Annotated in this window: 20 protein-coding genes and 1 tRNA gene; 9 read left to right on the plus strand and 12 right to left on the minus strand. The window is 44.0% G+C overall.

Annotated elements, in window-relative coordinates:
* Positions 1 to 29 precede the first annotated feature (29 nt).
* The 5 genes from AC0J2F_RS07340 to AC0J2F_RS07360 all read left to right on the plus strand — a co-directional run bounded on the left by AC0J2F_RS07340 (position 30) and on the right by AC0J2F_RS07360 (position 9,476).
* Positions 30 to 3,116 (plus strand): UvrD-helicase domain-containing protein, encoded by a 3,087-nt coding sequence (locus tag AC0J2F_RS07340; protein ID WP_473007084.1) that lies wholly within the window; start codon positions 30 to 32, stop codon positions 3,114 to 3,116.
* A 40-nt stretch (positions 3,117 to 3,156) separates the two neighbouring features.
* Positions 3,157 to 4,353, plus strand: a complete 1,197-nt coding sequence (gene kbl, locus AC0J2F_RS07345) for a glycine C-acetyltransferase (RefSeq protein WP_473007085.1) — start codon at positions 3,157 to 3,159, stop codon at positions 4,351 to 4,353.
* A 123-nt stretch (positions 4,354 to 4,476) separates the two neighbouring features.
* Entirely contained in the window at positions 4,477 to 5,865 is a 1,389-nt protein-coding gene (locus AC0J2F_RS07350) for an OmpA family protein (protein ID WP_473007086.1), read from the plus strand.
* 63 nt (positions 5,866 to 5,928) lie between these two features.
* A complete protein-coding gene (locus tag AC0J2F_RS07355; protein ID WP_473007087.1) occupies positions 5,929 to 8,637 on the plus strand; it encodes a PD-(D/E)XK nuclease family protein in 2,709 nt (902 codons plus the stop codon).
* 2 nt (positions 8,638 to 8,639) lie between these two features.
* Positions 8,640 to 9,476: an alpha/beta hydrolase family protein gene (locus AC0J2F_RS07360; protein ID WP_473007088.1), complete on the plus strand. Its 837-nt coding sequence runs from the start codon at positions 8,640 to 8,642 to the stop codon at positions 9,474 to 9,476.
* On the opposite strand, the gene moaA is transcribed toward AC0J2F_RS07360, so the two are convergent.
* The 6 genes from moaA to AC0J2F_RS07390 are packed head-to-tail and all read right to left on the minus strand — an operon-like array spanning position 9,473 to position 14,290.
* Positions 9,473 to 10,468 (minus strand): GTP 3',8-cyclase MoaA, encoded by a 996-nt coding sequence (gene moaA / locus AC0J2F_RS07365; protein WP_473007089.1) that lies wholly within the window; start codon positions 10,466 to 10,468, stop codon positions 9,473 to 9,475. The two genes, AC0J2F_RS07360 and moaA, sit on opposite strands and share 4 nt — an antisense overlap.
* Positions 10,468 to 11,379 (minus strand): bifunctional molybdenum cofactor biosynthesis protein MoaC/MoaB, encoded by a 912-nt coding sequence (gene moaCB, locus AC0J2F_RS07370; protein WP_473007090.1) that lies wholly within the window; start codon positions 11,377 to 11,379, stop codon positions 10,468 to 10,470. The genes moaA and moaCB overlap by 1 nt, the downstream gene beginning before the upstream one ends.
* Before the next feature lies 1 nt (position 11,380).
* A complete protein-coding gene (locus AC0J2F_RS07375; protein ID WP_473007091.1) occupies positions 11,381 to 11,818 on the minus strand; it encodes a molybdenum cofactor biosynthesis protein MoaE in 438 nt (145 codons plus the stop codon).
* Positions 11,819 to 11,820: 2 nt separating this feature from the next.
* Positions 11,821 to 12,873: a ThiF family adenylyltransferase gene (locus AC0J2F_RS07380; RefSeq protein WP_473007092.1), complete on the minus strand. Its 1,053-nt coding sequence runs from the start codon at positions 12,871 to 12,873 to the stop codon at positions 11,821 to 11,823.
* A 2-nt stretch (positions 12,874 to 12,875) separates the two neighbouring features.
* Positions 12,876 to 13,112 (minus strand): MoaD/ThiS family protein, encoded by a 237-nt coding sequence (locus AC0J2F_RS07385; RefSeq protein WP_473007093.1) that lies wholly within the window; start codon positions 13,110 to 13,112, stop codon positions 12,876 to 12,878.
* A complete protein-coding gene (locus AC0J2F_RS07390; protein WP_473007094.1) occupies positions 13,112 to 14,290 on the minus strand; it encodes a molybdopterin molybdotransferase MoeA in 1,179 nt (392 codons plus the stop codon). The genes AC0J2F_RS07385 and AC0J2F_RS07390 overlap by 1 nt, the downstream gene beginning before the upstream one ends.
* A gap of 132 nt (positions 14,291 to 14,422) precedes the next feature.
* On the opposite strand from AC0J2F_RS07390, the gene AC0J2F_RS07395 reads away from it, so the two are divergent.
* Together AC0J2F_RS07395 and AC0J2F_RS07400 are read left to right on the plus strand one after the other, a co-directional pair.
* The gene (locus AC0J2F_RS07395; RefSeq protein WP_473007095.1) at positions 14,423 to 15,436 is read left to right on the plus strand and encodes an XdhC family protein; all 1,014 of its coding nucleotides are present in this window, start codon (positions 14,423 to 14,425) and stop codon (positions 15,434 to 15,436) included.
* Positions 15,437 to 16,033, plus strand: a complete 597-nt coding sequence (locus tag AC0J2F_RS07400) for a nucleotidyltransferase family protein (RefSeq protein WP_473007096.1) — start codon at positions 15,437 to 15,439, stop codon at positions 16,031 to 16,033.
* On the opposite strand, the gene AC0J2F_RS07405 is transcribed toward AC0J2F_RS07400, so the two are convergent.
* From AC0J2F_RS07405 to AC0J2F_RS07420, 4 genes are all read right to left on the minus strand, one after another.
* A complete protein-coding gene (locus AC0J2F_RS07405) occupies positions 16,030 to 18,231 on the minus strand; it encodes a xanthine dehydrogenase family protein molybdopterin-binding subunit (protein WP_473007097.1) in 2,202 nt (733 codons plus the stop codon). The genes AC0J2F_RS07400 and AC0J2F_RS07405 overlap by 4 nt on opposite strands.
* 12 nt (positions 18,232 to 18,243) lie before the next feature.
* The gene (locus tag AC0J2F_RS07410; protein ID WP_374960024.1) at positions 18,244 to 18,705 is read right to left on the minus strand and encodes a (2Fe-2S)-binding protein; all 462 of its coding nucleotides are present in this window, start codon (positions 18,703 to 18,705) and stop codon (positions 18,244 to 18,246) included.
* A 120-nt stretch (positions 18,706 to 18,825) separates the two neighbouring features.
* Positions 18,826 to 20,730, minus strand: coding sequence for a DUF3857 domain-containing protein (locus tag AC0J2F_RS07415; RefSeq protein WP_473007098.1), 1,905 nt, complete (start codon positions 20,728 to 20,730; stop codon positions 18,826 to 18,828).
* Positions 20,731 to 20,787: 57 nt separating this feature from the next.
* On the minus strand, positions 20,788 to 21,486 hold the full coding sequence (locus AC0J2F_RS07420; protein WP_374957500.1) for a carboxypeptidase-like regulatory domain-containing protein: 699 nt from the start codon (positions 21,484 to 21,486) through the stop codon (positions 20,788 to 20,790).
* A 471-nt stretch (positions 21,487 to 21,957) separates the two neighbouring features.
* Between AC0J2F_RS07420 and AC0J2F_RS07425 the strand changes: the two genes are divergently transcribed.
* Entirely contained in the window at positions 21,958 to 22,518 is a 561-nt protein-coding gene (locus AC0J2F_RS07425; RefSeq protein WP_473007099.1) for an REP-associated tyrosine transposase, read from the plus strand.
* A gap of 74 nt (positions 22,519 to 22,592) precedes the next feature.
* On the plus strand, positions 22,593 to 22,946 hold the full coding sequence (locus AC0J2F_RS07430; protein ID WP_473007100.1) for a hypothetical protein: 354 nt from the start codon (positions 22,593 to 22,595) through the stop codon (positions 22,944 to 22,946).
* A gap of 199 nt (positions 22,947 to 23,145) precedes the next feature.
* Here the strand turns inward: AC0J2F_RS07430 and AC0J2F_RS07435 are convergent.
* Positions 23,146 to 23,219: transfer RNA gene (locus AC0J2F_RS07435), tRNA-Ala, on the minus strand.
* Positions 23,220 to 23,246: 27 nt separating this feature from the next.
* Complete coding sequence (locus AC0J2F_RS07440; protein ID WP_473007101.1) at positions 23,247 to 24,041, minus strand: universal stress protein; 795 nt, start codon at positions 24,039 to 24,041, stop codon at positions 23,247 to 23,249.
* Positions 24,042 to 24,048 lie beyond the last annotated feature (7 nt).

A 24,048-nucleotide genomic window follows, 5' to 3' on the forward strand; every position in this document is an offset into this window, starting at 1 on the left:
TAAAAACTACTGACCAAAAAGAACCTTTTGTGCTCTATGCCGCCTCTGCCGGTAGTGGAAAGACCTTTGCCTTGGTGAAGCGTTATTTAACGCAATTGTTGATTCCAGCTGCGACAGACAGTTACCGCTCGCTCTTGGCTATAACCTTTACCAACAAGGCAGTTGCCGAGATGAAATCGCGGATCTTGCAGCAGCTCGATCACTTCACAAAATATCAAGAAAAGGATAAACTCACGGCCATGCAACATGAGGTCTGTGCAGCCTTAGATATCAAAGCGCCAGAGCTAGCCAGACGCTCCCAAGGCGTTTTGAAAGACCTATTGCATAATTACGGGGCTTTTGCGGTAGAGACCATTGACAGTTTTAATCATAGGTTACTGCGGACCTTTGCACGAGACCTCGGACTGAGATCTGACTTTGAGGTAACTACAGAGGCCGACCTACTCTTACAAGAAGCGGTTGATGCAGTCCTGGCGCAAACCGGTGAGGATGAATTTCTAACAGAGACCCTTGTGAATTTTGCCTTGCAAAACACCGAAGAAGACCGCAGTTGGGATCCTAGTGGCCCGCTCTTGGACAAAGCAAAGGTGTTGCTTTTTGAAGACAGTATTGAGCCCGTTAAACGGCTACAGGAAAAATCGACCGAAGACCTCAAGACCCTAACCAAACTATTAGAAAAACGCCGCTCAGAAACTCAAAATAGCTTAATCAATATTGCCAAAGAAACGCTTCAACGCATTGCGGATTCTCAATTGGAGGTCTCTCATTTCAATAGAGGTAGCTATCCGAACCACATGATCAAATTACGCGACGGCCAAGCGGTCAAGTGGGACAACAAATGGCAATTGGATATTGAGAACTACAACTTCTACACCCAAAAACAAGAAGCTTGGGTAAAAGATGCGATAGATGCCATGCGCGAGCAGCTGATAGCACTGTTTTATCAGGCTAAGGAATATGCCATTGCTACTGATTGGTATCAGCGCCTGTATAGAGAAGTAGTTCCTATGACCCTGCTCAACTATGTTCAAAAAGCATATCAAAACATAAAGGACGATCAAAACTTGGTCACGGTTGCAGAGTTCAACCGACGTATCCACAACGAGATCAAGGCCCAACCGGCTCCTTTTATCTATGAGCGACTTGGAGAGCGCTACCGACACTTTTTTATAGACGAGTTTCAAGACACTTCGTCCATGCAGTGGAATAACTTGGTTCCTTTGGTAGACAATGCCCTCTCGCAACAAGACAGAACAGACCAACAAGGCACCTTGCTCTTAGTGGGCGATGCCAAACAATCCATTTATCGATGGCGGGGAGGTTTACCGGAGCAATTTTTAGACCTGAGTGAAGGTCAGACTCCTTTTGCTATCGCCGCCTCGTTGCACAAACTCCGCAGAAACTGGCGGTCTCGCAAAGAGGTCATCGACTTTAACAACAAATTGTTCAAGCATTTGGGGACCTACTTAGCAGAAGGTCCGTATCGCGATTGCTATTTAGAACAGGCCGAGCAAGAATTTAACGATAAAAAGGGCGGCCAGGTTACCTTAGAATTCTTTGAAGCGCAAAATAAGGAAGAACGCGATCCGGAGTACATAGATCGTGTTAAAGCAAAGATAGACAGCTGCCTTGAGCAAGGATATGCCCTAAAGGACATTTGCGTATTGACTCGTAAGAAAGACGACAGTAAAACCTTGGCTCAAGCCCTACAAGAAGATTACGCCGTGGTTTCTCCAGATAGTTTACTACTAAAGGAATCTACTTTGGTTCAACTGCTGATCTGCGGATTGCAATTGCGCGATAAAGCTGCGGATGCAGAAATACGTCTGGCCTTGTTGTGGAATTACCTGGAAATAACTGGAGCTGAAGGGCAGAATCACACTTTGTTTAAGATGGTTATTGCGGACTCTAATGACGCACTTCAACAGACACTTGAAGCATTGCGGCTCGATTTTTCTTTAGACCATATGAATAGCCTAGGGCTGTATGAGTCCTTGGAATACCTTATAAGAAGTTTTAAACTGCAGCCTTACATCACCGCCTACGAAAGGCATTTTCTGGATGTGGCCAGAAATTTTGAGCAGCACAACAGCAGCGCGACTACCAACTTTCTTGAGGATTGGAAAAAGCAAGAAGATGCGGCCAGTTTGCAGTTCCCAGAAAACTTAGATGCCATTAGACTTATGACGGTTCACAAGTCTAAAGGACTTGAATTCCCGGTTGTTATTATTCCATTTACAGATGCTGATTTGATCAATAAGCGCAACGAATATCTTTGGTATGCAGTTGATCCGCAGCATTATTGTGGTTTTGAAGAGTTCCACCTACCCATTAATGCCATAAAGGAAACAGATACAGAGACCTACGAGCGTTTCTTAGAGCAGCGTTTCTTTGATGAACTTAATGTGTGGTATGTGGCCTTGACTCGTGCCGAAGATCAATTACACCTGATTAGCAGTAGCACCAAGGCAGACCAAAAAACATTTGGCGGATTGGTCCGCTCTTATCTAGAGGCCTGCGAACCCGAGCGTGCAGACCAAAATAGCCTGACTTGGGGAACGCCTGTAGTCCCAGAGCAGCAGCAAAAAGCAACCGAAGAAGCTCCGTCGGCATATATCAGCAGTGATAAGTCAGCCAATAAGATTCGCCTTATTGCAAGTCCACGGGACAAATACCAAAAAGAAACCCGAGCCGCCCAAGACCGAGGAAACCGCTTGCACTTGTGGCTTTCTCAGATAGCCTCAGAAGAGGAACTTCCCTTGCTATTCGAACGCCTGGAAGTGCTGGCTCGTTACTCACGTGAACAATTGGCTACAGATAGGGCTCTTTTAGAGAAGCTGATCCAGCATCCTGAGGTGGCTCCATATTTTCGCGTCGGTGTAGAAGCCAAGAACGAAGCTGCCATTATAGATAGCTCTGGAGAGATCCATCGTCCGGATCGATTGGTCATAGATACGGATAGCGTTGTGATCATAGATTACAAGTTCGGAAGCCCTGATCCGACCTACAGAGCACAGTTAGATCGTTATCAAGACGCTCTGCAACAACTCGGCTTTAAAAAATTCAAGAAAATACTCGTTTACGTACAAGAAGAAATAGAACTGGATACTTGGTAAATGCTCTTAGGCTTTAATACCTTTGTAAAAAATCCATCTCATGTACGGAAATATCAAGCAGCATCTGCAAGAAGAACTCGAAGGTATCAAAGAAGCCGGGCTCTTTAAAAAAGAACGAATTATCACCTCTCCACAAGGTCCGGAGATCACCATAAGCACAGGAGAAACCGTGCTGAATTTCTGCGCCAACAATTATTTAGGACTGTCGGCCCATCCGGAAGTGATACAAGCCGCAAAAGACGCCATGGATACCCACGGTTTTGGGATGTCGTCTGTCCGTTTTATCTGCGGAACCCAAGATATCCATAAGACCTTGGAGCAAAAGATCGCCGATTATTATGGTACTGAGGACACCATCCTCTACGCAGCAGCTTTTGATGCCAATGGCGGCGTGTTCGAACCTTTACTTACCAATGAAGATGCGATCATCTCCGACTCTTTGAATCACGCCTCTATCATAGACGGCGTACGCCTTTGTAAAGCGGCCAGATATCGCTACGAGAACAACAATATGGAAGATCTTGAAAAACAGCTTATCTCAGCAAACGAGGCCGGAGCCAGATTCAAGATCATAGTAACCGATGGTGTTTTCTCTATGGATGGTTTGGTTGCTCCTCTAGATAAGATCTGTGATTTAGCCGATAAGTACGACGCCATGGTGATGATAGACGAATGTCACGCCACTGGCTTCATTGGCCCAACCGGTCGAGGTACACTAGAAGAAAAAGGAGTGATGGGTAGAATTGATATCATCACAGGAACCTTGGGCAAGGCTATGGGAGGCGCAATGGGCGGTTACACCACTGCCAAAAAAGAGATCATAGAGATGCTGCGTCAGCGCTCAAGACCTTACTTATTCTCCAATTCATTGGCACCAGCAATTGTAGGTGCTTCTATTAAGGTATTTGATATGTTGAGCAATGACACCAGTCTTAGAGATAAATTGGAGTCCAATACCGCTTACTTTAAAAAAGGGATGATGGATGCGGGCTTCGACATAATAGACGGAGACTCCGCAATTGTACCAGTAATGCTGCATGACGCCAAATTGTCACAGCAAATGGCAGACCTATTGTTAGATGAAGGAATCTATGTAATAGGGTTCTTTTATCCAGTGGTTCCAAAAGGGAAAGCAAGGATCAGAGTACAGCTTTCTGCGGCCCACGAAAAAGAGCATCTTGACAAGGCGATTGAAGCCTTCAAAAAAGTGGGTAAAAAGTTAAATGTAATCGGCTAAAAACCTAAATAGGCTCTAGAATAAAAGCTTATTACAAAAATTTTAGTAGATTTGCTTTTGTTAATAAAATTTAACAACATATTTTTGCTTCAATTAACACTTAAAAAAATTAAATTTTCTAATATGAAACATCTTAGCAGATTTTTAGTTGCTTCCTTGCTTGTCCTAGGGTTAAGTACTGCGAATGCACAAGACGAAAACAATCCTTGGGCTTTCAGCGTTGAGTTTAATGCCGTGGATACTTTCCCAGTTGGTACTGAGGATGTAGGAAGAACTCCAGCACCTACTAAGGGTAACTTCTTCCAAGAGTTCTTCAACGTAAACGACCACTGGAACATTATTCCAGTTGTATCTAAGTTCTCTGTTGGACGTTATGTAGGTTCTGGCCTTACTTTAACTGCTTCCGGATCTGTAAACAGTATCAGCAAAATCGGTGATTTCAGAATTGACAACGTTGCATACTATGCTGCAGACGGGCGTATTAGCTATAGCTTCAAAGATGTGATCGGTGGTCCAGGTGGATGGCTAGATCCAGTAATTGGAGTTGGTGGTGGTTACACTTGGGTAGATGACATAGGATTTGGTACTATGAACTTCGGAGCCGGATTCCGTTTCTGGTTGAGCGAGCAGTTCGGTATCAATGTTGAGTCTACTTACAAGCACGCTTTCGAAGATGTTTACGGAATTCGTCACTTCCAGCACTCTGCTGGTGTGATTTTCACTTTCGGTGGTAAAGACACTGATGGAGACGGTATTTACGACAAAGACGATGAGTGTCCAGAAACTCCAGGTCTTCCTGAATTCAACGGATGTCCTGATTCTGACGGTGACGGTATCGAAGATCGTAACGATGCTTGTCCTGACGTAGCTGGTGCTGCTGAGTTCAACGGTTGTCCTGACACTGACGGTGACGGTATCGCTGATCCAGACGACGCTTGTCCTACTGTAGCTGGTCTTAAGTCTTTAGGAGGATGTCCTGATGCAGACGGTGACGGAATCAAAGATTCTGACGATAACTGTCCTAATGAAGCAGGTCCTGCTGCTAACAACGGATGCCCTTGGCCAGATTCTGACGGTGACGGTGTACTAGACAAAGATGACAACTGTCCTGATGTTGCCGGTACTGTTGCTAACAACGGATGTCCAGAAGTAACTGTAGAAGTGATCAACACTTTGAACGAGTACTCTAAGACTATCTTGTTCGACACTGGTAAATCAACTATCCGTCAAGAGTCTTATGCTGTTCTACAGAACATCGTTGACATCATGAAAGAATACCCTAACACTACTTTCGTTATCGAAGGACACACTGACAGTGTAGGTAGAGATGCTACTAACCAGACGCTTTCTGAGAATCGTGCTGCTTCTGTTAAGTCTTACCTAATGACTATCGGAATGGAGTCTTCTCGTTTAATCTCTGTAGGTTACGGTGAGTCTCGTCCAATCGCTTCTAACAACACTAGAGCTGGACGTCAAGAAAACAGACGTGTAGAGATTTCTTTGCAGAAATAAGAAATCCCTCAAATACATAAAAAAACGCCTCCGAGTATCGGTGGCGTTTTTTATTTTTATGCTATGCAAGCATTCATTGCCCAGTGCTGGGATCATTTACGACAAAAGGTTACAGACCCTGCACAACTTCGCTGCATAGTGCCCAGCATCAGAGCTGGCAACTTTCTACGGCAATGCATACAGGAAAGTCAAATAGCGCCCGGCTTTTTACCTGACATTATTCCTATAGAAGCCTTTATTCAAGAGGTTGCAGATCTGCAGATCATAGACGAGCTTCCCTTGCTATTTGAGTGCTACCAGGTGTATCTAAATCACCAACCTGATCAACCCAAAGAAGACTTTGACACTTTCAGCTCATGGGCTACTATTCTTCTAGGTGATTTTAATGAGATAGACAGGTATTTGGTGCCGACCGACTCTTTTTTCTCCTATTTGGCGAGCATACAAGAATTGAATCACTGGTCCACCCACGACACCCAGTCGGATATGGTTCGTGCTTATCTTCAGTTTTGGAATGAGCTTCCTGAATACTACAGCGATCTTAAAGAAATACTCGCCTCCAAAGGTTTGGGTTATCAAGGTATGGTGTATCGGGAAGCCACAGAACAAATAGCTTATTATTTGGAGGCTAAAGGAGGTCGGCCTCATGCGTTCATAGGCTTTAACGCATTGAACACTGCGGAACAGTTCCTTTTTCAAGAGTTTCTTGCACAGGGATCTCATTTTGTACTGTGGGATGCAGATAATCATTTTATAGGCGACAAAGGACATAGCGCATCATTGTTTATGCGGCGTTATTTTAAAAGCTGGTCGTATTATGAAAACCATCAGCCGCTCTTTATTGCGGATAATTACAGTACGCCTAAAAATATTACCCTAGTAGAGGCGGCTAATGCGCTGGACCAAGTAAAAGAAATTGGAAACCTACTCACAGGGCTATCTGCAGATCAGCAGCGTAACACCGCCATTGTTTTAGCAGATGAAGAACTTCTATTGCCTTTATTGAACTCGCTTCCAGCTAATGTTGAAAAAGTCAATGTGACCATGGGGGTTAGCCTAAAAAGCCAACCCTTAACACTGTGGATCATGGCCTTATTGGAACTCCATATTCGTTATCCAAAAAACTTCTATTACAAGGCCCTATTCAAGGTGTTGGAACATCCTGTTTGCCAATTGATATTGCCAGATGGGGCGCTTTTAGTACAAAAAATGACCCGTGAAAATCAGATCAGTATAAATACAAAGGCTATCTGCGCTAACTTCAAGGCTGAAGATCAACAACTGCTAGAGTTGTTATTTGCGAGTTGGCCATTAGAAGCGGAGTCCGCTCTGAATAGATTAGAACAAATCATAGCTAGCGTAGCCGAGAGCTCCAACGATCTTCATAGAACTGCGTCGGTAAAACTATTGGCGGCTTGCACACAACTAAAAAATATGCAAGATCGCTATGGCTCGCTCAAATCACTAGAAGCCTTGCGCAATATCTTTAGGCAACTTGCTGGCAAACAGCAGTTGGACTTTCAGGGAGATGCATACGATGGTTTGCAGATAATGGGTGTACTAGAGAGCCGGGCTTTGGATTTTCAGCGGATTATCATGTGCTCTGTCAACGAAGGACTTCTTCCAAGTGGCAGTGCAGCTCCATCTTACATTACCAACGACATGAAATACCAATACGGCTTACCGGGTCTCTTTGAGAAGGACGCCATATTCGTTTATCATTTTTACAGACTATTGCATAGAGCCAAAGACATTACTTTATTCTACACCGCTGTCGGTTCCGGTTTTCAGGCCAAAGAAGAAAGCAGGCTTATCAAACAGCTGCGCAACAATCATCCGCAGCATAAAATCAGCCAAAGAACACTTAAAACTAAGATGAATGCGACCAAGGTCGGTTTAAAGGTAATTCCCAAGGATTCAGATATACTGGAAAGGCTAGAGCAGATTGCGGCTAAACAGTTTAGTCCATCCAGCCTGATCAACTACATCTGGAACCCAATCGAATTCTACAAACAGAAGATTTTAGGTGTTGGTCCTGCGGATATTTTAGAAGAAGACATTGCTCTTAATACCTTAGGCTCTGTGGTGCACGAGTCCATTGAAACGCTTTATAAACCGCTAGAAGGTAGCAAGCTTACCGAAGCTGTCTTAAAGACACTCTTCCCTAAAATAACACCTACTTTGGCAGCCCAAAGTATAAAGCATTTGGGTAAACATTACCTAGCGGGTAAAAATCGTATTGTATTCGAAGTTGCCCAGAAATACGTGCAATTCGCTATTGAAAGCGACCTAAAGCACCTAAAAGCAGGGCGTGAAATTAATCTAATAGCAGTAGAAATGCCGCTTCGAGCTGTGTTTAACCACTCAAGTTTGGGCGCGATACACTTAGGAGGAACAGCAGATAGAGTCGACACTTTAGACGGAAAGCTTCGTATTATAGACTACAAGACTGGTAAAGTAGAGCCCAACCAACTGCAATTGGCTAATTGGGACGTTCTAACAACCGATTATAAGTACAGTAAGGCATTTCAAGTCCTTATGTACGGCTATATGTATTGGCTTGAGCACAATATCATACCCGACCAAGCTGGAATTATATCTTTTAGAAAACAGTCGGAAGATTTTATGGCTTTTGGGTGGAAAAACCCCGGTAGTAGGCAACTCGACCATCAACTCACCGAAACCACCTTGAATAGTTTTGAGCAAGAGCTAAGCAAGTTGATAGAAGAACTCTTCAATCCAGAATTCCCGTTTACAGAAAAAGAAATTTGACCATGACACACTCCTTTCAACTATTACCCGATCACGGCCGCGCTATTATTGGAGACCTACATTTGGCTCAGGGAGACAGAAGAGATGATCTGATCGTCTTTTGCCATGGCTACAAGGGTTTTAAAGATTGGGGAGCTTGGCATTTAATGGCTAATGCTTTTACAGAAGTTGGTTTTGATTTTGTGCGGTTCAATTTCTCTCACAATGGTGGAACCGTAGAACAACCCATAGACTTCCCAGATCTGGAGGCCTTTTCAGAGAACAATTACAGCCTAGAAATGAACGACCTCCAAGTGGTTCTAGATCATTTTAGCAAAGCCGAAAAAACTCCATTGGATCCACCTAAAAATATCTACCTACTCGGCCACAGTAGAGGCGGTGGGATCGTTATGTTAACTGCGGCCCAAGACAAAAGGATAAATAAATTGGCAACCCTAGCCGCGGTTAGTGATTATAGGGCGCGATTTTTAGAAGGAACCCCACATTTTGAAGCATGGAAGGCCTCTGGAATAACCCATATTGAAAATAGCAGAACCGGACAGCTGCTTCCTCATAAATTTCAGTTTTATCTGGATTTTATAGCTAATGAACAACGGCTCACTATCAGTAAAGCCGTTAAAGAGCTCAAAGTACCTCAACTAATAGTTCACGGAACGGAAGATCCTACGGTAGCCCTTAAAGAAGCGCAGGCCTTGCATCATTGGAATCCAGATAGCAGTTTGGTAGTTATCGATGGAGCAGATCATGTTTTTGGCATGCAACACCCTTGGAATAAAACCGAGTTGCCAGCAGCTATGCAAGAAGTTGTCACAGCACTCATTGCATTCTATAGTGCTTAACCTCCAATGGCGATCATACTGCGATTGTTATTGTAATTCTCCGGATCGCTGAAAGATTCGTCGGATTCCATCCCGGCACGCACTGCAAATTTTGCCTTGACTGCCTGACTGATTAGCGGCTGAATGTCTTTACCGGCTCGGAAGGGCGTCAAAAGGTCTACCTCAGCATTGGAGAATAAACAGTTCTTGATCCGGCCATTGGCTGTGAGTCGAATTCTATTACAAGTATCACAAAAGGGATTGGTAACCGTACTGATCATCGCGAAGCTGCCCGCATACCCTTTTACTTTATAGTTACGAGAAGTGTCGTTTAAACTATCGGTAAGTCGTTCTACTTTTGATACAGTCCAATGATCAAAAACCGACTTTAAGATCTCTTGTTCTGCTACTAGCTTGTCTTTGTTCCAGCGGTTGCCGTCAAAAGGCATAAACTCTATGAATCGCATGATTACCGGCATAGTTTCCGTATAGGCAACAAAATCAACGATCTCCTCATCGTTAAAACCTTTGATGAGCACACAGTTGATCTTAACCTTAAACCCTTCTTCAAGCAGCAGTTTAATGTTTCGTTTTACAGCGGCAAAATCGTCGCGTCGCGTTATGGACTTAAATTTCTCTGGATGCAAGGTGTCTAAGCTAACATTGATCGTTTTGATCCCTGCGGACTTTAATTGGGCGATATAACGGTCAATCAGCACAGCATTGGTAGTAATGGTCAATTCGACTGGCAAACCGCTTAAACGCGATAAGATCTCTTCAAAATCTTTCCTCACTAAGGGTTCGCCACCAGTTAGGCGAATCTTAGTAACCCCAAGTTTTACAAATTGCTGTGCCAGAGCGAAGATCTCGTCTGCTGTCATTAATTGTGCCCTGGGGCTCAGTGGGATCCCATGCTCAGGCATGCAATAGGTACAACGCAAATTACACCGCTCTGTCAATGAGATTCGCAAATAGTTATGCGCTCTGCCAAATGTGTCCTTTAGTGCCTCCATTAATCGTGTCTTTCTTCTCCCATTACATTAAACAAATGCAAAGCCGCCGGAAAAACGGCTTGCATAGACTCTTGAGCACCTTTTGTAGAGCCTGGCAAGGCCATTACTAAAACATTGCCAATGGTGCCAACCAAAGACCGTGATAGCATGGCGTAGGGCGTGCGTTGTTGCCCATAAGAACGGATGGCCTCTTCCATCCCTGGAATACGCCTTTCTATTAAGGGTTCCAGGGTCTCTGGGGTAAGATCTCTTGGCGAGAGTCCTGTACCTCCGGTATAAATTATAAGTTGACATCCTTGAGCTATTCCTTTATTCAAAACAGATTCTATTTTTTCCGGCTCATCAGGAATTATCGTATAATCGATTTTGTCTAAACCGTGAGTTTCCAATTCTGCTACGATTGTTTTGCCAGCCTTGTCCTGTTTATCACCAGCTGAAATACTATCGGAACAGACGACCACCAGCGCTTTTATATTTCTAGAAAGTCGCTTTCTGTGTGTGGATTTGCCGCCAAATTTCTCTAACAACTTGATCTCTCCGATACTTACCTGTTTATCGATTGGTTTAAGCATGTCGTAAACAGTCAAAGCCACAACGCTAGCCCCATGCATGGCTTCCACTTCAACTCCGGTCTTATACAAAGTCTTTACTGTCATCAAGATATGCAGCTCCAACGGATGGAATTCATAATCAATTGCGGTATACTCAATTGGAAGTGGGTGGCAATCCGGCAATAGATCCGGTGTTTTTTTAACCCCTAATAGACCGGCAGCCTTTGCCATGGCCAATACATTGCCTTTTGGTACTCTATCTTCTCGAATGGCGGTGAGAGTCTCTTCGGACCCAACGCGGACCACAGCTCGCGCAACAGCCGTTCTCAGGGTAGTTCCTTTATGTGTAATGTCTACCATATTACTGGTTTACTTTCCATTGATGTGATTGATCCATTAGCAGTTCTTTCCCAAAAACCGGGGCTTCTGCTTTGATAGATTCCACCACGTACTCCAAGGCTCTAAAACACACTTTTCTATGAGGTGAAGAAACAAAGACGAATAAACAGATCTCTCCTGCTTTGACAAGTCCCAAGCTGTGGTAGATATGCATGCAAGTAATTTCAAATCTTTCGAAAGTGTTCTCTCTTATCTGATGCATCACTTTATTGGCCATTTCTGTATAGGCCGTATATTCAATAGCTCCAACGGTGGTTTCACCTACCTGGTCTGCTCGGACCTGGCCCAAAAATATATCGTGCGCACCTATCCCTGTTTTGCTTTGATGTTTAGCAATGGATTGTGCTATAAAATCAGGACTAATGGGTCCTTCTCTAAATACGTTCTTAATAGTGTTCATGCTCACTTACTATTTTCAATTTTTCTTTTTAAGACTGCGGCAGAGGCCTCAAGTACATAAGCATGTTCAAAGCCTTGACTCCGCATAAGATCTACCGCGTTACGGGCTCGCTGTCCGCCTTGACAGAATACAATATATGTTTGCGCTCTATCGAGTTCGTCAAAGCGACCTGATAGTTGATTCAAGGGTATCCTGTGAATTGGAATTTCAGGTACTTCCGGAAGTTCGTCTAGCTCACGTACGTCGAGAAAATCCGCAGCTTGGTAATCGGGTAGCTGATCAATATAGATGTTTGGTGATAGCTCTTGATTCTGTAATTTAGGAGAGGATTTGACGGTATTATTGGCGTCAAAACTTCTCTGCAATTGCACTCTTCTGAGGCTAAAATCCTTCATATTCATAAAGAACACTACCTTATTGGGCAGCTCGTTTGGCCATAGAAAAAATTGCATGGCTAGTTGCGCCATTTGCATCCCGATAATGCCTGAAACAGTTCCCAAAACACCTATTTCCACGCAACTAGGCACTTCTCCTGCTTTGGGTGGCTGCGGATACAAACAGCGATAGCTTGGTCCTTGTTGATAGTTGAATAGTGCAAATTGGCCTTCGCTTTTGTATAAGGCTCCAAAAATCCAAGGCTTATCTAGTGCAACACAAACATCGTTGATCAAATAACGCGCTTGGAAATTGTCTGTAGCATCTACTATCAGATCGTACTGCTCAAAGACAGCTGCGGCATTCGCTGTATGAATTCCCTCAGAATAAGTCTGAGTCTCAACCTCTGGATTGATCGCCTTTAAGCGTTGGTGTGCAGCTTCTACCTTTGGCCTACCAACGTCGTCCGTAGTGTATAATAGTTGCCGATGCAGATTAGACAAAGACACTGTATCAGCATCTGCAATGCCCAATTTTCCTAAACCAGCTGCCGCCAAATATTGTAAAATTGGGCTGCCCAGACCTCCAGCACCTATAACCAATACGGAGGCCCCAGATAAAGCCAATTGACCTTGGGTCCCAACTTCTTCTAATTGTATTTGACGCTTATACCTTTCCATGATCAACCTCCTGAGAATGGGGGTAATAGTGCAACTTCCGCTTTGGCCGGAAGTGGATACTCTCCTCTTACAATTTGGTGGTCTACAGCAATACTGTAGCTCGCCATAGCAAGCCCAGGATACTCCTTCTTAAGTGCGTCATTCAAAGCTGCAACGGTATCGACCGTCGCCGAACGCACCTCCTCGGATTTCCCCGTAAGCTCCGCTATTCTTCCGAAGTACTTTAGTTGTAATTCCATTAGTCAATTTTTAAATATCTCACCGATGTGTTCTTAGCTACAAAGCCCATGTCTTCTTCCATATATACTAAGGCATCTGCAACCGCAAAACTCTGCAGCATAGAAGAAGCCTGTCCGTTCAATATCTCCACAGTGTTATTAGCACCAATTTTAGCCTTTAAGAATTGGGCTCTGTCACCTTTCTTATTAAAATCCGCAGTAATAGTGGCTTGTCTAAAGCTAATTCTAGCCTCAGCATCACCTTCCCAAAGCTTTAAAGCCAAGTGAACATATACATAAAAGCAATTTAAAGCAGAGGCTGGATTTCCCGGTAAGGCAAACACCATTCGCTGGTCTTTGGTTCCAAATAATAGTGGTTTACCCGGCTTTTGTTTCACCTTGTAGAAATGCGTTTTAACGCCAAGATGAGACAGGGCCTCATTTACAAAGTCGTAATCGCCCACAGAAATACCCCCGGAAACCAAAACAACATCGGCGGTCTCAAACGCCTTCTCCAGGGTCTTAGTGAGGTTGTCTAGCTTGTCTTCTGCCTTAAGCACAAAAGTATCTGCATAAGCTTTGTCTTTTAGCGCTGCACGGAGCATAAGCCCATTGCTTTCATAGATCTGCCCACGACTAAGTTCTTCTCCGGCTGCTTTAAGCTCATCGCCAGTAACCACAATGGCAACACGAGGTTTTTTATGAACCGGCACTGCCGATACTCCAACTCCAGCCAACAGTCCAAGACTAGCAGGGCTAAGTCGAGTCCCTTGAGCTAATACCACATCTCCTTTAGACAGTTGTTCTCCAACAGGTCTAATATTGGCCCCTTCTTGTGGAGCATCGTCTAAGGCCAGAACTTCGTCCTTGCGGGTGACTTTTTCTTGTATTACAATACTGTTTGTACTGTCGGGCACAGGAGCTCCTGTAAAAATGCGTACTGCCTCTCCAGGTTTTAAGCTTGGGTTATGTGAAGAACCTGCTGCTACCTCACCAACCACATGATAAGTAAGACTTTCGTGCATGGACAAGGCATAGCCATCCATTGCCGATTGTCGGAATGGCGGCATATTGATCGGACTGTAAATAGATTCAGCTAAAACGTGATCAAGAGCCTGTTCTAGTGAACAATTTCTCTGTTCTCGTGTAGCGGTAACAACAGCCGATATGATGTCTAAGGCTTCTGTAACAGTTACCATGTTGCGTTATATCCTACCAAATATAACGATAATTGGTCTTTAAATTCGAGGCATATTTAGAAATACGCATCGCTTTAAGATGTTTTAACTGCTTAGGCCCTCTCGGATAAAATCGAATGCTTAATTTTAGACATGTTCCACGAATTAAAAGCGATTTTCGAAAAAGCCCTCAAAGCAGGGCAAGAAGGGAAAAAAGCAGTTTTGGCATCCGTAGTTGCCCTAGACGGCTCCTCCTACCGCAGGCCTGGGGTTCGTATGTTGATCTTAGAAGATGAAAGCATGCACGGTGCTGTTAGCGGCGGTTGTGTGGAAAAAGATATTTTGCGCCAAGCGGCAGAAGTGTTTCAGCGAGGAATACCTAAGATGATGCATTACGACGGCCGATACCGTTTAGGCTGTGAAGGCCTTTTGTATATTCTGATAGAACCTATTGCGAGTCCAAAAGATATCTTAGAGGCGCTACTTGCGCAAGAAGCTACTCGAAAGGGTTTCCACATTGTCTCTAAATTTAGTCGGCAAGAAGGCTTGCAACCAACAGCGCAATCGGTGTTTCAGTTTTACGGTGGCCAGTCATTAGCTGTTTTTCATGCGGAGCCAGACTCGCAACCTCTAGAAGAATTCACGCAAGAAGTTGTGCCAAGCATTCGTCTTATGATCATTGGAGCGGAACACGATGCAGTGGCATTAACGCAAATCGCTGCTGGAATCGGTTTCCAAGTTGCTGTCGTTGCGCCTGTTGATGACCCTAAAACCTTAGCGAACTTTCCCGGCGCATCACATTACTATCCCTGGACGCCAGAAGAACTAAAAGTTGCTGATATAGATAGCAGAACTGCCGTTGTGTTGATGACACATAGCTTCTCTAAAGACCTCAAATATTTAGGGAGTCTAATAGGATCCGATGCTGCATATGTAGGACTGCTTGGTCCTAAAAAGCGCAGAGAGAAACTCTTTGATGCGCTCATTGAACACTACCCGGAGGTGGCTACAGCATTCATTGAGAATCTTCATGGGCCAGCAGGCATCAATATTGGCGCAGAAACTGCATATGAGATCGGTGTTTCGATAGTTGCGGAGATTCTTGCTTGCATGCGAGGGCAACATCCGCAGCCACTCAAAGACAAAACCACAGGAATTCACGACTGATTGGCTTTACCTATAAGCATATTGATCTTAGCCGCCGGGAACTCTTCGCGCATGGGAGAACCTAAAATGCTCCTGCCCTGGGGCAAGTTAAGCGTACTAGAAGCTGTATTGGAAACGGCGATGAGTATCAATGCTTCTGAGGTCTATCTCGTAGCTGGAGCAGAAAGCACTAGCCTTAAGGAAACCGCCAGCAAATATGATATAAAACTAATTGAAAACCCACATTGGGAGCGCGGTATGGGTCATTCCTTAGCGCGTGGAGTAGCCTTAGCTCAAAACAGCGATCCAGAAGGCATCATGGTGCTGCTTGCCGATATGCCGACTGTACAAACTGCAACCCTCAATGGCTTGATCGATACTTTTAAACAAACAAAAGCAGATATAATTTGCACTAAATATCCGCAATTACAGGCGGTGCCCGCTATTTTTCGAAAAAATATCTTTGCTCGTTTGACCCGTTTAGACGGAGAAGTGGGCGCAAAACAACTCTTTCAACTTTCAGACATTACTGTGGCTTCCTACCCGATCGAATCAGCCTATGAGGATATCGATACGCCAGAAACCTATCAGCAGTTAAAAAAGAAATACAACCTCTAGCACTTCTCTGATTCCATACCGGGAAGCGGAACCGTAAATCCGATCACCTCTGTCATGTCTGCGGGCTTTAACTCATTAATGAAAGGCTGTTTCATTAAGCGCTGCCCAGTTGCCGCATTGATCGCATTGGCAATCGCAGCTCCAGCGGGAGGTAAAGCAGGCTCACCGAGTCCTGTAGGAGAAAGTCCATTCTCTACAAAATAGGTTTCCACTTGTGGTGTTTCACGCATACGGATCAAGCGATAGGTGTCGTAATTGTTAGACGTAGGTCTTCCCTGATCAAATCCAAAGTCCCCGTACATGGCATGTCCAATCCCGTCGATCACTCCACCCTCTATCTGGTTCTTAGCCCCCAAAGGATTCACTACGATTCCACAGTCTACTGCTACAGTAACCTTTTTAATCACAGGGTATCCATTTTCCAATTCAACCTCGGCCAACTCAGCGACGTGGGTGTTATGGCTGTAGTAAGCTGAAAACCCTTGGTAAACACCTTCTGGAGCCTTACCCCATCCACCTTTTTCTGCAGCCAACTTTATGGTTTCTTGCATGCGCTGGCCAGAGTATTGGATGTTTTCGTCGGTGGTTCCCTTTACATTTTCCAATAGATCGAGGCGCATTTGCACCGCGTCTTTACCTAATTTAGCAGCTACTTCGTCAAAGAAAGTCTGTTCTGCAAAAGCCAAAAAGTTCGTGTAAGGTGCACGCCAGGCACCAATAGTAATATTACTCTGATAATTGGCTGTATCTACCTTGTAATTTGGGATCGCCCCAGCTGGGAAGAAATGCGGGATCAAACCATACATATTGGAATTTATAGCTGCTTCCTTAAGATAATATCCGGTGATCTCACCATCCTTTAAAGAAGCTGCAATTCTGTATTTGATCGCTGGTCTGTAGATCCCAGCAGTCATGTCGTCTTCTCTGCTGTAAACAACCTTGACCGGTTTTTTAGCCAAATTAGAGATCTGAGCGGCATCCAAAACAAAATCGCCATAGAGTCGGCGGCCAAAACCACCGCCCATACGGGTCATTTCCAAGAAAACCTCTTCTTCTTTGCGTTCCAAGAGTTGTGCAACTCTTGAGGCGGTACCTGCCGGAGTCTGGATAGGACCAACCAAGTGGATTCTATCTGCAGTTACATCCGCATAAAAGTTCATAGGCTCCATACAATTGTGTGGCAAAAATGGAGACTCATAGGTTCTTTCTACCACTTCGTCCGCAGCGGCAAAGGCGGCCTTGATATCGCCGTCTTCTCTTCTGGTATTGAACTGATTTCCGTCTAAGATCTCATTGAGAATACGATCGTGGTCTGCGGTACTTTCTAGCGTACTGTCTGCCTTCCAGATCGCTTTTAGAGCCTTTTTGCCTTGCATGGCTGCCCAAGTATTGGTTGCCAAAACAGCGATCTTATTGTCGTAGCTGATCACATCCAAAACACCAGAAACTGCTCGTGCATCGGCATCGTCAAAACTTTCGAGCGCATTACCAAAAGCAGGTGGGCGCATCACACTAGCGTAAACCATGCCTTCTGCTTTGTAGTCTAGCCCAAACAGTGGTTTCCCTGTTATGATCTCATCGATGTCTACATTGCCGGTATCGATTCCGATAATAGTGTAGTCTTTCGGTTCTTTAAGGGTTACATCTTCTGGCACTTCCATGGTTGCAGCCTGATTGACCACCTGTCCGTAATGCAGCGTATCACCATTGGTGTTGGTGATCACTCCTTGACTTGCCGTACAGCTCGAGGCATCTACTCCCCACTGGGCTGCAGCCGCATTTATGAGCATCTGTTTGGCCGTGGCTCCGGTCTGACGCAATGCGTCCCATCCGAAGCGAATAGACTGACTACCCCCAGCAACCTGACGCTGGTAATTCTTAGTATCCAAAATCCCTTGGGCCACATGGACCTTGTCCCAAGACACATCGAGCTCTTCTGCAATGATCATAGGCATAGAGGTCTTAACCCCTTGGCCAATTTCTGGGTTTGGTGAAAATATGGTAACATATCCTTCATCTGAAATCTTGATAAAGGCATTGAAGTCATTAAAATTTAGAGCGGCAATATCAACCGGAGGTTGTGCTGCTTCCTTACAGGCCTGAAATAAGTTGAAACCGATAAGCATTCCGCCACCGGCCAAAGCCGAAGTCTTTATAAAACCCCGACGACTAAAAGTGAGTTTCTGATTGTTTTCCATGACGTCTTGGGTTTAAGCGTTCTTTTTGGCTGCTAATGCAACAGCGCGTTCTATTCGGTTGTACGAAGCACAGCGGCATATATTGCCGTGCATGGCGTTTCTGATCTCTGCGTTAGATGGATTGGGGTTCTGCTCTAAAAAGGCAGAAGCTGTCATGATCTGCCCTGCTTGGCAGTAACCGCACTGCGGAACATCTACTTCTTTCCAAGCTATTTGAACCGGATGATCACCAGCCTCAGACAGACCTTCTATAGTCGTAATTTCTTTACCTTCCAAGCTAGAGATTGGAAGTTGGCAACTGCGAACAGCATTGCCGTCTAAGTGTACGGTACAGGATCCGCATTGTCCGATCCCACATCCGTATTTGGTACCCACCATGTCTAACTCATCGCGTAACACCCACAAAAGAGGTGTGTCTGGCGAAGCATTGACAGTGCGAGTTTCCCCGTTGATCTTTAAGCTTAGGCTTGCCATAACTGGTTGGTTTTGTAATGAACTTTTAAGGTACAAAAAAAGCCTGTAGTGCTAGCGTTTTTAACACTACGGGCTTAAAAATTAAGATTTTATAAAGGAGCTAACGGATCCGATTACGGATCACTGCTTGAGCAAAACCATTTTGGCTGCATCGCTTCTGGCAACAGTTCGCATAAAACTGCGCAGCTCTTTGTATTCCTCTGTGGCGGCTCGAAAATTCTGTAAAACCAAGGTCCGATTCACCTGTACGGCCTTGTCGCCGTCGGGCAATACGAGCAAGGTGTAGCTGCCAAATTTAGATTCTATTACCACAGGCGATGGCAAGGCATCGACAACATAACTATCGGGAATCTCAATACGGAAACTGGTATTGTCTACCCCTCCACGTAACAAGACGGCCTCTTGAGTGCGCTCTTTGTATCGGCGCGGGATATAGCTATAACGATCCATAACATTTACAGGCACTATCACCTTTTCACTAGAGAAATTGGCAAAATCCTTGGCTGAGATAACTACTTCTTCACTGAGACTGATGTCCTGTTTATCTTCTTCTAGGCTGATGCTTTGTATTTCCAGGTTGTCAACATAGCGCCAATAGCTTTTATAACTGCTGATGCGATCTTTCTGATCTTCGTGCAATAAGGCGCTTCTTATGTCGTACTGAATTCCTTTAGAAACCAGATTCACCGTTCCGCTTAATGTCCCGTCTGTGTCCAAACTAAAGGTGCCACTGGTGTCCAGTGTGTTCTGGTCTATAGTATAATTAGGCGTGCGTTTAATGATGCCGCCTTCAGGCGTAAGGGCAACTACATCTCTGTTATCTGTAAAGTCGCCTAGAAAGTTAAAGGGCATGGTCTGGCTGGTGCATTCCAACCACAATTCTTCTTCTTCCAAAGGCACATTTAATATCACGTGATTGCCTTGTAAAGAGGCAAAATCCTTATCGATACTCCGCTGATGGCGGCCAGCCCACACCACACAATAATTGGCTTCTATCCCCTGACTTTTTAGCAGCGCCATGGTCAAATTGGTGAGTCCCTTACAATCACCGTAACCTTTTTCGATGACTTCGTTAGCCGGATAGGGTCTGAGTCCACCTATACCCAATTGCACACTGATATAGCGCGTATTGTTTTGCATGAATTCATAAATTCGGCGCACCTTTTCTTTCGTATTTGGTGCATCTGCAACTAAAGCATTCACCTTAGCAACAACCTCTTGAGGCAAGGCGTCTAGGCCTGCAACAAGATTGCGATACTGCCAGGCTCCGAGTTCCTGCCAGTTGCTGGCTTGTCCGTCTATTCCATCTATACTAAAAGAACTCAATCCGAAGTGTGCAGTGGGCACCAAGTCTGTAAAACTCGGGCTCATCTCTTCTGTTTTGATCACTCCTTGCTCACGCACAGAGATCTTTAGAAACCCTTCTTGCTCTTCCACTTCAAATTGACCCTTAGGATCAAAGGTCTTATACCGCAAGCCCAAACTTGGCTCGTATTTAATACGAACGTATTTGTTCCATATGCTGGAATAGGTGTTCTGATACATGGTCCAACGAGGAATAAAGAAGGTATTATCGCTCTCTACAACACTCTCAAAGATCACTGTGTACGGATAACTCGTGGGAGTATAGTTTAAGAATAACACCCTACTGTCGCTGTAAAGGGTTCCGCCGCTCACAGCGCTTACATCTTCAAAATCACGTTTGCGGAAAGTCTCCAACAGATTGCCGTTGGCATCGACCACATCTACTCTTAAACTTTTGACCTTGGTCTCATCGTCATAATTCACAAAGGCGTCCACATGCCTATCTCCGGCCTTATTGTGCACGGTGATCACACGACGTTCGCAGGTAATTATCTTCCTGTTATTGGGTATATCGATCTCTACCTTATGCTCAACAACAGTACTATTGGCATCCGCTAACAACTGCTCCGGAATATCGGCAACCTTGTAATCGATCTGCCCAAAGCTTAAGACAGGAATGAGAATTAGAGTTAATATGAAGATATTTTGATGAAAGCGCATGGTCTGGTTTGGTTTGCGGTAACAGCAAGCTAAAACCTCAGCAGGAGAAAACCAAATTTAATCCCTTTGCTCTTGGTACTGCTTCCACTTAGCCAACAGGAATTCCGTAAGGGTCAAATTTAATTTATCCGGAGTCGGAACAGCACTAGAAGTTTCCACACAATACAATAAAAAGGGATAGATGTCAACGGCCTCCAAGCCCAATTCCTCTTTAAAGAATTCTTCTGGCAAGGCAGCCTGTAGCTTGTCAATTAGAGCATCTTGCTTTTCCCAATTGTTTAAGGTTCTAAGACTTTTGATCCGGCCGTTTATGAGATTCAAAATATAATCAAAAGAGACGGCGCCATAGTCGTGAGCAGAGGAGGCAGAATAGAGTTTTTTCTCCGCATTGCTGAGTACTTTGGTGGGCATGATCAACCCAAAGTTCTGCTGTATGATCTCGGCAATTTGTTCGTCAGAGAGTTGGTCCGAACTTACCACAACCTCATCAAGCTCTGTGGTTTCTAGGGTCATGGTGATGTTTAATGGTCCCATATCCCCAGGCAGATCCTTAGCGACAAATTCGAAATTCGCAAACCCCAATCCGGCAAAGACAATAGTGTCTCCATCGGTATAACTTATCTGATAAGCACCTTTATTATTGGTTACGGTTCCTTTGACTTTGCTGATGTTAATCACCGTGATCCCTTCTAAAGACTTGCCTTGTTCGTCGGTGACTCTGCCGCTTAGACTTTGCCCAAAACAAACAGTGCCCATCAGCAAGAATAGATAAAGTAAAATGCGTTGGTTAGAAAGCATGTGCTAACTACGGGAAAATTGCGAACTGATACTCGTAAGGCGTTGTTAAAAAGCAGCCGCAGAAACCTAAATAGCTGTTAAAGGGGCAGCCCCTGATATTTTGATTTGGCACACAGTAGCCATAACTTTAAGAAACTAACTAAATACCACTATTATGGGAATCTTGTATTCATTACTTATTGGCGGACTCTTTAAAAAGAAATAACCAATCTTTGAACTTTAATAAAAGGCCTGTCTCTTTTAGAGCTGGGCTTTTTTGGTTTAGGCGCCCCGTGAAGTAGAACAGAGCTCACACGCTAGCGCCAGACTCCGTCTGGTGTTGTATTGTCCGTCCGGTGCTAATTATAAATTATAGAACCATAACTGTAAATTCATAAATGGGTTCAATTACAATAGATATCTGCAGAAACTCTTTTGTAGCTTCGGATTATGAGCAGGAAATACAAATTCCATAATCCAACTGCAGCATATTTTGTTTCGTTTGCTACCGTTAATTGGGTCGATGTCTTTACCCGTGCGGTATACTTTAATGTTTTGGCTAAAAGTCTCTCCTTTTGTAGAGCAAATAAGGGTATGGAAGTTTATGCGTTCTGTTTTATGCCTAGTCATGTTCATCTGATTTTTAGATCAAAACATGGAGAACATTCGTCCTTGTTAAGAGATTTTAAAAGGTTTACTTCCAAACAGCTGATTGAGACGATTCAATCTCACTCTAGAGAAAGTCGTAAGGAATGGCTTTTATCTATGTTTAGTATTGCTGCAAAAGGCAATAATGATGTCTGGCATTTCCAATTTTGGCAACATCATAACCATCCTATTGAGCTTTGGAGTAATAAAGTGATAAAACAAAAATTAGATTATATTCACAACAATCCTGTAAAGGCTGGATTTGTAACTAAACCTTCTCATTGGAAATGGAGCAGCGCGCGCAACTTCTCTGGAAAAGGTTCTATTCTTGAAATTGATGAGATTGGTTTTTTGGGTTATTGAAGCACCAGACGGAGTCTGGCGCTAGCGATGGGTCTTTCTGTTACTTGCAGAGGGCTTTTAAAAATAAAATTTTAATGAGAATAATAAAATTCAACCTTGGAGTTTTAGCTTTAATATTAATGCTATCATTCAGTATGCTAGTATTAATTTTAATTCTTTTTAAAGATAAACCTACGATTGAATATAAGACTGAATTTAATCTAGAGATAACAAGTATAAAAAGAAACAAAGGCTTTATATTTTTTAAGGACAGTATTCCAATATCAGAAGCAGCCGTTATTAAAACCTCCTCTGAAAAGCATATCTATTTAAAAGATATTATGCCTCCTTACAGGTTAAAAAAACAAAAATATAGCGAGTTGCTAACTGTAATAAAAGGAATTGATACATTGAAGTTTATAATTCCAGGGCTAAAGGTTGTCAAATAAAGTGGCGCCCGCTAGCGCCAGACTCTGTCTGGTGCTGACTTCAAGCACAAAATAAGATTCGGATTGATTTGACTTCGCCAAATCTTCCGAACATTCTCGCACTCTTCGGATTCATTTTTCGAAGAAAAATGTTCCGAAATGACTCGCACTTATGCAAATAGAAAATCCACACTTTTCAGTGTGGATTTTCTGCTTGATGTGGAGAAGATCGGGCTCGAACCGACGACCTCTTGACTGCCAGTCAAGCGCTCTAGCCAACTGAGCTACATCCCCATTGCGGGAAGCAAAAATAATAAAATTTTATTCTTGACCGCTTAAGATCAGCAAAGGTTTGCTGGTGTAAAAGTCTTTTTTCATAACCGCCGAGGTTTCCCACAGCTTTTGGAAGAATCCGCGCTTTCTGCGGATCACACACAACATATCTGGATTGTTAGACTGGAAGTGCTCCAACACCCCTTGGTAAATGGTTGCATTCTCTGTTGTGGTGCATTTATTCTCTAAGGCCTTCAAAGCCTCATCGTGCTCTAGGTCACTGTCCTCTGAATCTGGAGTTATCACATGTAGTACATTCAAACGGGCAGAGAAAAGGTCAAGCATGGCTTTAAGCGGATCCAGCAAGCCTTCTTTAACGATCTTACCGCTTTTAATAGCCATCAAGATCACCTCCACCTTTCTAAAAATATAATCCTGAGGAATTACTAAGACTGGAATGTCCGTCTCTTTAATGATCTTCCCGGTGATACTCCCCAAATACACCTCATCTTTGATGTCTATGCTCTGCGGAGAAACAATCATCAGATCAACCTCCAACTGATTGGAAATGCGGGTAATCCCTTCAAAAGGATCGCCTTTAATAGCGCGAGCCAAAACTTCTACGTCGCCAGTATCTACAGAATCAATGATCTTTTGCAGTTGGGCTTCACTCTCTTCGTGCAGTAATTCATTCACCTTGGTAAGCCCACCAACTTTAGAGAACTCTCTGTATAGATTTACCAAATAAACCGTGGCACCACTCATGGATGCAAACTTCACAGCATAGTTCAAATTGTTGATTCCGTTTTCGGTATTTCCAACCGGTACGATTATCTTCTTCATTTTGGTG

It is taken from the genome of Gilvibacter sp. CC01 (assembly GCF_055755295.1).

Bases quoted from the DNA above. Each gene is read 5' to 3' on its own strand.
- kbl (WP_473007085.1), top strand. From the start codon at position 3,157: ATGTACGGAAATATCAAGCAGCATCTGCAAGAAGAACTCGAAGGTATC.
- AC0J2F_RS07350 (WP_473007086.1), top strand. From the start codon at position 4,477: ATGAAACATCTTAGCAGATTTTTAGTTGCTTCCTTGCTTGTCCTAGGG.
- AC0J2F_RS07355 (WP_473007087.1), top strand. From the start codon at position 5,929: ATGCAAGCATTCATTGCCCAGTGCTGGGATCATTTACGACAAAAGGTT.
- AC0J2F_RS07360 (WP_473007088.1), top strand. From the start codon at position 8,640: ATGACACACTCCTTTCAACTATTACCCGATCACGGCCGCGCTATTATT.
- moaA (WP_473007089.1), bottom strand. From the start codon at position 10,468: ATGGAGGCACTAAAGGACACATTTGGCAGAGCGCATAACTATTTGCGA.
- moaCB (WP_473007090.1), bottom strand. From the start codon at position 11,379: ATGGTAGACATTACACATAAAGGAACTACCCTGAGAACGGCTGTTGCG.
- AC0J2F_RS07375 (WP_473007091.1), bottom strand. From the start codon at position 11,818: ATGAACACTATTAAGAACGTATTTAGAGAAGGACCCATTAGTCCTGAT.
- AC0J2F_RS07380 (WP_473007092.1), bottom strand. From the start codon at position 12,873: ATGGAAAGGTATAAGCGTCAAATACAATTAGAAGAAGTTGGGACCCAA.
- AC0J2F_RS07385 (WP_473007093.1), bottom strand. From the start codon at position 13,112: ATGGAATTACAACTAAAGTACTTCGGAAGAATAGCGGAGCTTACGGGG.
- AC0J2F_RS07390 (WP_473007094.1), bottom strand. From the start codon at position 14,290: ATGGTAACTGTTACAGAAGCCTTAGACATCATATCGGCTGTTGTTACC.
- AC0J2F_RS07395 (WP_473007095.1), top strand. From the start codon at position 14,423: ATGTTCCACGAATTAAAAGCGATTTTCGAAAAAGCCCTCAAAGCAGGG.
- AC0J2F_RS07405 (WP_473007097.1), bottom strand. From the start codon at position 18,231: ATGGAAAACAATCAGAAACTCACTTTTAGTCGTCGGGGTTTTATAAAG.
- AC0J2F_RS07410 (WP_374960024.1), bottom strand. From the start codon at position 18,705: ATGGCAAGCCTAAGCTTAAAGATCAACGGGGAAACTCGCACTGTCAAT.
- AC0J2F_RS07415 (WP_473007098.1), bottom strand. From the start codon at position 20,730: ATGCGCTTTCATCAAAATATCTTCATATTAACTCTAATTCTCATTCCT.
- AC0J2F_RS07420 (WP_374957500.1), bottom strand. From the start codon at position 21,486: ATGGGCACTGTTTGTTTTGGGCAAAGTCTAAGCGGCAGAGTCACCGAC.
- AC0J2F_RS07425 (WP_473007099.1), top strand. From the start codon at position 21,958: ATGAGCAGGAAATACAAATTCCATAATCCAACTGCAGCATATTTTGTT.
- AC0J2F_RS07430 (WP_473007100.1), top strand. From the start codon at position 22,593: ATGAGAATAATAAAATTCAACCTTGGAGTTTTAGCTTTAATATTAATG.
- AC0J2F_RS07440 (WP_473007101.1), bottom strand. From the start codon at position 24,041: ATGAAGAAGATAATCGTACCGGTTGGAAATACCGAAAACGGAATCAAC.